Below are 7,548 nucleotides of genomic sequence, written 5' to 3' on the forward strand. Positions count from 1 at the left end.
GCCCATTTTCAGGTACAATAACGCCAACCCTGCGAGGCGACTTGTTTCTGAAAAAGGTCTCCATCTCCGGCTTCAAGAGCTTCCCCGACCCCATCGAGCTGGGTTTCCGCGAGGGCGTCACCGCCATCGTCGGCCCCAACGGCTGCGGGAAGACCAACATCGCCGACGCCATCCGCTGGGCGCTGGGCGAGCAGCGGGTCAAGAGCCTCCGCGGCCGGCAGATGACGGACGTCATTTTCTCCGGCTCCGAGGCGCGCAAACCGGTGGGCATGGCCGAGGTTGCGCTCCTGTTGTCCAACGAGGACCAGGCGCTGCCCCTCGAGTACACCGACATCCTCATCTCCCGCCGCCTCTTCCGCTCCGGGGAATCGGCCTACCTTCTCAACCGCAACCCCTGCCGGTTGAAGGAGATCCACGACCTCCTCCTGGACACCGGCATCGGGATAAACACCTACGCCATCATCGAGCAGGCCCAGGTGGATCAGATTCTCTCCAAGGAACCGCTGGAGCGGCGGGAGCTCTTCGATGAGGCGGCGGGCATCGGCCGGTACAAAAAGAGCCGCGCCGAGGCCCTGAAGAAGCTCGCCGAGACCGATGAGGGGCTTCTGCGGCTGGCCGACCGTCTCGAGGAGCTGGAGGCCCAGCTCCGCTCGCTTCGGCGGGAGGTGAAGAAGGCGGAACGGCACCGCCTTGCCGGTGAGGAGCTCGCGCGCCTCGAGGCGTGGATAAGCCTCCACCACTGGCGGACCCACCAGGTCGCCGTCGAGGAGCTGGAGGGTTCCATCGCGGGGGCCGAGGATGACCGCATCGCGGTCTCGGCGGAGCTCTCGACCCTGGACGCCGAGATAACGCGGATCAGGGAGGCGCAGCTTGCGGTCCAGAACGAGCTGGGCGAGGCGGAGAACAGGCGGTACAGCTCCCTCACCAGGGTGAAGGACTTCGAGAACCGCCTGAGCGTCTCCCAGGAGCGTCAGGCGGGTCGCCAGCGCCGTCGGGTCCAGATAGAGGCCGAGTCCGCCCGCCTCAACGAGGAGCGGGAGGGGACGCAGACCCGCCTCACCGAGGCCGAGCGAGAGAAGAAAAAACTCGAGGACCGACTGGAGTCCGTGAACGCCTCCATCGAATCCCGGCGTGAGGCCCTGGAGGCGCTCACCACGAGTTGTGAAGACGCCGAGAAAGGCGTCTCCCGGCTGGGTTCCCGTCTGATCGAGCTGGCGGCGCTCTCCTCCGGCGGCGAGCGGGTGAAGATCGAGAGACTGGCGCGCACGGATGCCCTCGAGGGCGAGCTCGAGTCCCTGGCGTCGAGCGTCGAAACCGACCGGCGTTCTAAAGGGGAGCACGAGGGGCGCTTGAAGAAGGCCGCCTCCAAGGTGGAAAAGCTGGAGGGCCGCCTGGCCGCCCTCGAGGAGCGATGCGCCGAGACGATCGAGCTTCAGCGCAAGGTGAACGGCGAGCTGGTCGAGGCCTCGGAGGAGACCCGGCGGGCGCTCGAGCGGCTGAACCACGTCCGGGCCGAGTTGGAGAGCCAGGAGAAAATCCACGTCCGTCACGAGGGCTACCAGCGCGGCGTGACGGCGGTGCTAGCCTCCGCGGACAAGGGCGCGCTCTCCGGAATCGTCGGGACCCTGGCCCAGCTAGTGAGGACCGAGGAGAGGTACGAGGCCGCCGTGGAGGCCGCTCTCGGCGCCTCGGCCCAGGCGGTCGTCTGCCGGACCGAGGGGGACGTGCGGCGGGCGGTGGACCTGTTGAACCGGCTCCGCGCGGGCCGGGTGCGTTTTCTCCCCCTGGACCTCATCCGCGCCCGGCAGCCGGTGAGGCGCGCCGCCGAGATTAACGCCGCCGGGCTCGTCGGCGACGCCCTCGACCTGGTCACATTCGACGACGGGGTGGCCGCCGCCGTGGAGTTCGCCCTGGGCGGCACGCTGGTCGCCGAGTCCCTCGGGGAGGCGGTGACGATACTCCGGGAGTGGCGCGACCGGGTCGCCTTCCGGCGCATCGTCACCCTCCAGGGGGAGGTGGTCGAGTCCGGAGGGGTCATCGTCGGGGGGATGCGGGAGGGGCTGGCCGAGGGTCTCCTGTCCCGGGTTCGGGAGCTGGACCGGCTCCGGGAGAACCTGCGGGAGGCGGAGGAGGCCTACCGGGTGGTCCACCAGAGCGAGGATGAGCTTCGCCGCCGCTTCTCCGCCACCGATCAGAGCCTCGTCGCCCAGCGTGAGCAGTCCACCGAGACGAGGCTTGAATTGGAGCGCGAGCGCCTGGAGGTTGAGCGACTGACCGCTGAACTTTCCCGCCTGGAAGAGACGATAAAGCGGTCCCTGGCCCGCACGGCCGAAATCCAGACCGAGCTGGCCGGGCTCGAGCCGCTCCCCGAAGGAGCGGAGGCGAACCCCGAGGAGGAGGCGGCACTGTGGGAGGAACACTCCGCCGCCCTCGCCGAGTCGGAGCGGCTGTCCGCCGAGAGGGACTCGGCCCGGAACGCGCTCGAAGAAGAGCGCCTGGCGCGCGGCAAGCAGGAGTCCCGGCTCGAGGTCCTGACCGGCGAGATCGAGCGTTGCGGGAGGGACCTGGCCGCCCTCGACGCCCAGACGGCGTCCCTGAGGGAGGAGCTGTCCGAGCTGGACCGGGAGTCGGAGGAAGCGGACGCCGATCTGGAAAAGCTCACCTCGGCGGTGTCCGAGCTCACCCTGGGCTCCGACGACGAGGAGCGCAGGTTCCAGGACATCCACCGGAGGATGGGCGAAATCGGCACCGAGCTGGGGGACAAGATGGGTGCGCGGGGTACCGTCGCATCGCGGGCCGCCGAGATCGAAAAAAAGCTCTCCGGCCTCCGGGAGTCGCTGATCCGGGAAAGGGCCGAGCAGGACCGGCTGGTCATCGAGGCCCGGGAGCACACCGGTCACGACATCACCGGGATGGAGCTCGGGGAGGATTTCGACCTCGCCCTGACGCACAGGCAGGTCGAGCGCCTCCGTCACCACCGCGAAAGCCTGGGTGAGATCAACTACGCCGCCGTCTCCAGCTACGACGCCGCCTGCGAACGCCGCGACTTCTACCGTTCGCGCCGTGATGAGCTGGAGCGCGGGGCCGTGAGCCTGGGCGAATCCATCCGCCACCTGAACGCCGAGGCGAGCGAGCGGTTCCTGGTGACCTTCAACCAGGTGGTGGTCAACTTCGAGAGGCTGTTCCGGAACCTCTTCTCCGGCGGCGAGGCCCGGCTGACACTCACCGGGGGGGACCCGCTCGAGGGGGGGATCGAGGTGGACGTCCGGCCTCCGGGGAAGGGGAGCCAGCCGCTCATCGGCCGCTCCGGCGGCGAGAGGGCGCTCACCGCAATCGCCCTCCTCTTCGCCCTCTTCGAGGTCAAGCCCAGCCCGTTCTGCATTCTGGACGAGATTGACGCCCCCCTGGACGACGCCAACGTGGACCGCTACCTGAAGCTTCTGGCCATCTTCGCCCAGAAGAGCCAGTTCCTCGTGATCACCCACAACCGCCGCACGATGGAGGCGGCGGACACGCTGGTGGGGGTCACCATGGTGGAGGCGGGGGTGAGCCGCCTGTACACCCTGGCCTTCTCCGGCGGGAGACTGGTGACCGAGGAGGACCAGCGGTCTTTTTCACTGAAGAGAAAGAATTTGGGCGGGGGTCCGAGGAAGGGCTAAACCGGCCTTAGAAATACGGATGTCACTGTTGGCGGGAATGGTCTATACTATTCGTGACGAAACTCCGTAGGGGCGACCCGTAGGACGAGTCCTCCGCGGTCGCCCGCGGGTGGGGACGGAGCCCCGCCCCTACGAACAAAAGTGAGAGGTGGATTCACGATGAGGAAGACTGTAGTCGTCATGCTAATCGCCGCCGCCTTCACCGCTGCCGAGACCCTTTGGGAAAATCCCTGGGGCGCAGATCAGTGGCAAACTTGGCGGACAAGTAGCGGTGATTATTATTGCCAGGATGATTTCGTGCTCAACAGTAACGCAACCATCGAATCTTTCGCTTGTTGGGGTATGATAGAGGTTGATATGGTCGAACCCTTTTACTTAGCTCTATTCACCGACAACTACGGTCGTCCCGGCGCACGAATCTGGGAAACCACTATCTACGAATACGAACTTACACCCGCCGGAGATAATTATAGGATAGACATGCCTCTTCCCGAGCCGCTGATAATTGATACCGGGATATATTGGGTCGAGTTCTATTACACGGGGTTTCTATGGTGGTGGTGCGCGGGTGCCGACGGCAACATGTACCAGGATGGAGTAGACACCGGTTACGACGCCTTCTTCGGTGTCTACGGCAATTACACCCCCGCCGTGGAAGAGACCTCCTGGGGCGCGGTTAAAGCCTTGAACCGTTGACCTCCCCGCTCCACGACACTGATTACGCCGACGTATAAGCGGACCGACCTGAACGGCGCGCCGTCGGTCTGCCCCTACGAGTTTTACATAGTTCAATGTCGTAAAAAAAACCTCCCGCGGGAGGTTTTTCGTTAAAAGTGGATGCCGCCCCGGCTCTAGGCCATATCCAGAATCGGCTTGAACGCGGCCAGCAGCGCCTTGGTGGCCGGGGAATCGGGCAGGCTCAAGACCATGGGCTTGCCCGAGTCGCCGACCTCGACCGCCCTGGGGTCCAGCGGCACGCTGCCGAGGAAGGGGACGTCTAATTCCCCGGCCAGCTTCTCGCCGCCACCGCGCTTGAAGAGGTCGATGTTCCCGCCGCAGTGGGGACAGACCAGCCCGGCCATGTTCTCGATGACCCCGACGACGGTCATGCCGACCTTGCGGGCGAAGCCGATACTCCGGCGCACGTCGTCGGTGGAGAGCATCTGGGGCGTGGTCACCAGGAGCCCCTGGGCCCCGATGACGGTCTGGGCGATGGAGAGCGGCTCGTCGCCGGTCCCGGGGGGCGAGTCGATGATGAGCCAGTCGAGGTCGAACTCTTCCCCGTCATCCTCCCCCCACCGGGTGTTGCCGATGAGCTGGTTGATGACGCCCATCTTCAGCGGACCGCGCCATATCATGGCCTGGTCGGCGTCGGGAATCAAGAGGCCGATGGAGACGACCTTCACCCCGCCCGGGCCGACGAGGGGGACCGCCCGGTCGCCGTCCACGTCCAGGAGCCTCCCGGCGAGGCCCATGAGGGTGGGGATGGAGGGGCCGTGGAAATCTATGTCCAACAGGCCGACGCGGTGACCCGCCAGGCCGAGTGTCACGGCCAGGTTCGCCGCCACGGTGGACTTGCCGACGCCGCCCTTTCCGCTGAAGACCAGGAGCTTGCGCTTTATCCGGTCCAGGCTGCGGTTGACGGCCACCCGGAGCGTCCACTGCTTCTCGTCCTCGCCCTTGCGTCTTTCATCGCGGGGCGATAGTTTTTTTTCGTCCATCGTACTATGCCCTCCATGAAGCAGTCATATCGTGAACAATAATACGATAATTTTATCAAGATACTCAAGAAGACTCATTCTTACCCCTCCAAAAATCCACCGCCCGTTTCCGCCCGTGGGTTGCCACCCGATAACCCGCTACAATGAGGATGAGAAAAAGGAAACCGAAGCAAATACCGAGCGGAACGATATATAGAGGTCCTTTAGCCGGGAGGGTTATCAGCCCGTAGAGCGTCATCGCCAGATACAGAATAGGAAACTCGGCGTTGGCGATTAAACGCCCCAGAAAGGAGGTCTGGATGACGTGGGAACCGATCTGCGTTTCCCAGTTGAGACCTTCAAGCTGTGATTCCAGATGGACCTCGATGTAGGCCGCATTGCGGAAGATCGCCCGCAGGCGTCGGATCTCGTCGTACCAGAGAAAACTGATCACCAGAGCGCCGATAAGTGGTATTACGGAGAGTTCAAGTCCCACCCCGGCGCTCAACACACCCAAAGCAATCAGCATCGCGAACCGTTTATTCCTGTGGCGGAGATCCAACCAATACATGATTTCCGAGCGGAGTTGGCGGTACTCCTCCAACAACACCTCGACCTTCAGTTCCTCAGAATCCATGGGAGATGCTGGCGTAGGCGCTGTGGTTGTGGATGCTCTCGAAATTTTCGCACTCCACGCGGTAGGCCGTTACCCGGGGGTCGGTCTCCAGGGCGTGGGCCACCGTCCGGACGATGTCCTCGACGAAGCGGGGGTTGTCGTAGGCCGCCTCGGTGACCGCCTTCTCGTCCTCCCGTTTCAGGAGCGAGTAGAGGGGGGCGCTGCCGGCCGCCTCGGCAATCGCTACCAGCTCCTCGATCCAGACCAGCCGGTTGCCGGTCTTGATGCGCATCCGGACGACGGAGCGCTGGTTGTGGGCGCCCCGGTCGGATATCTCCTTCGAGCAGGGGCAGAGGCTCATCACCGGCACCGAGACCTCGAGCTGGATGTCGAAGTCGTTTCCCCGGGCGAAGGCGTGGAAACCGGCGCGGTACTCCATCAGCGAGGGCTCGCCGGAAACCGGGGCCCGCTTCTCGATGAAGTACGGGAAGCGGAGCTCCAGGTGCGCCTCCAGGGCCTCGAACTCCTTCCGGGTGGCCTTGACTATCTGGCGGATGGTCTCGAAGCTGATCCGGCCCCGGAAGCGGTTGAGAATCGCGATGAAGCGGCTCATGTGCGTGCCGCGGAACTCCCGGGGCAGGTCCACGTACATGTTGACCCGCGCCACGGTGGACTGCCAATGGTCGTGACGGTCCAGGACCGTGATAGGGTAGAGGATGTGCTTGACGCCGACCTTGTCGAGCGGGATGTCGAAGGCGGGCTCTTCGTTGGCCACGTCGGGGAGGTTCGGGTGCATCGAGTGGTTATCGGGCATCGTCGTCCTCATGTGACAAGGGGCTAAAGCCTCTTGTTTCCCAAAAAGCTCTCCGCCCGGCGCAGGTCGTCGGGCGTATCCACGCCGATGCCGTTCCAGTCGGTGCGGATGCAGGCGATGGAAAATCCCGCCTCGAGCCAGCGGAGCTGCTCCAGCCCCTCGCGGCGCTCTAGCCCGCCTTCGGGCAGCTCCACGGCCGTCAGGAGCGCCTCCCGGGTGAAGCCGTAGAGGCCGACGTGGCGGTAAAAGCTCGAATCGGCACCGGATCCGTCGTAGGGCACGGGGGAGCGGCTGAAGTAGAGCGCGTTATTCCGGTCGTCCAAAACCGCCTTGACGCAGTTCGGGTCACGGTACAGCGTGGAATCCGACGAGGCGTGCACCGCGGTGGCTATCGCGGCGTCCCCCTCCGCCAGGCGGGCGACCAGGGCGTTGAGAAGGTTCGGGTCCATGAACGGCTCGTCGCCCTGGAGGTTGAGGACGAAGCGGCAGTTTATCTTCCGGGCGACGTGGGCCGCGCGGTGGGTCCCCGAGGGCAGCTCCGGGGTGAGTACGGCGTCGTGGCCGGCCTCGCGGACCACGCGGGCGACGCGCTCGTCGTCCGTGGCCACGACGGTCCAGTCAACGCTGGCCGCGGCCTCGGCCCTCTCGACGGTGTGGAGAATGAGCGGCCGACCGCCCAGGTTCTTCAAGGGCTTGCCGGGCAGGCGGGTGCTCGCATAGCGGGCGGGGATAACGCAGAGCGTCCGAGGGGATTTCACT

At 65.1% G+C, this 7,548-nt stretch carries 6 protein-coding genes; 2 read left to right on the forward strand and 4 right to left on the reverse strand.

Going from position 1 to position 7,548, the window contains the following annotated elements; genetic code table 11:
* Window positions 1-41: 41 nt before the first annotated feature.
* Together smc and VM054_07655 are read left to right on the forward strand one after the other, a co-directional pair.
* The gene (gene smc, locus VM054_07650; protein HUT98933.1) at window positions 42-3,659 is read left to right on the forward strand and encodes a chromosome segregation protein SMC; all 3,618 of its coding nucleotides are present in this window, start codon (window positions 42-44) and stop codon (window positions 3,657-3,659) included.
* Window positions 3,660-3,818: 159 nt separating this feature from the next.
* On the forward strand, window positions 3,819-4,355 hold the full coding sequence (locus VM054_07655) for a hypothetical protein (protein HUT98934.1): 537 nt from the start codon (window positions 3,819-3,821) through the stop codon (window positions 4,353-4,355).
* A gap of 155 nt (window positions 4,356-4,510) precedes the next feature.
* On the opposite strand, the gene VM054_07660 is transcribed toward VM054_07655, so the two are convergent.
* The 4 genes from VM054_07660 to kdsB form a co-directional block, all read right to left on the reverse strand.
* Complete coding sequence (locus tag VM054_07660) at window positions 4,511-5,380, reverse strand: Mrp/NBP35 family ATP-binding protein (GenBank protein ID HUT98935.1); 870 nt, start codon at window positions 5,378-5,380, stop codon at window positions 4,511-4,513.
* A 64-nt stretch (window positions 5,381-5,444) separates the two neighbouring features.
* The gene (locus VM054_07665; GenBank protein HUT98936.1) at window positions 5,445-5,996 is read right to left on the reverse strand and encodes a hypothetical protein; all 552 of its coding nucleotides are present in this window, start codon (window positions 5,994-5,996) and stop codon (window positions 5,445-5,447) included.
* On the reverse strand, window positions 5,986-6,771 hold the full coding sequence (gene folE2 / locus VM054_07670; GenBank protein ID HUT98937.1) for a GTP cyclohydrolase FolE2: 786 nt from the start codon (window positions 6,769-6,771) through the stop codon (window positions 5,986-5,988). The genes VM054_07665 and folE2 overlap by 11 nt, the downstream gene beginning before the upstream one ends.
* Before the next feature lie 41 nt (window positions 6,772-6,812).
* The coding region (gene kdsB / locus VM054_07675) for a 3-deoxy-manno-octulosonate cytidylyltransferase (GenBank protein ID HUT98938.1) at window positions 6,813-7,548 on the reverse strand (736 nt) is incomplete at its 5' end.

It is taken from the genome of bacterium (assembly GCA_035528375.1).
GTDB lineage: Bacteria > RBG-13-66-14 > RBG-13-66-14 > RBG-13-66-14 > RBG-13-66-14 > RBG-13-66-14.

Bases quoted from the DNA above. Each gene is read 5' to 3' on its own strand.
- folE2 (HUT98937.1), bottom strand. From the start codon at position 6,771: ATGCACCCGAACCTCCCCGACGTGGCCAACGAAGAGCCCGCCTTCGAC.
- VM054_07665 (HUT98936.1), bottom strand. From the start codon at position 5,996: ATGGATTCTGAGGAACTGAAGGTCGAGGTGTTGTTGGAGGAGTACCGC.
- VM054_07655 (HUT98934.1), top strand. From the start codon at position 3,819: ATGAGGAAGACTGTAGTCGTCATGCTAATCGCCGCCGCCTTCACCGCT.
- VM054_07660 (HUT98935.1), bottom strand. From the start codon at position 5,380: ATGGACGAAAAAAAACTATCGCCCCGCGATGAAAGACGCAAGGGCGAG.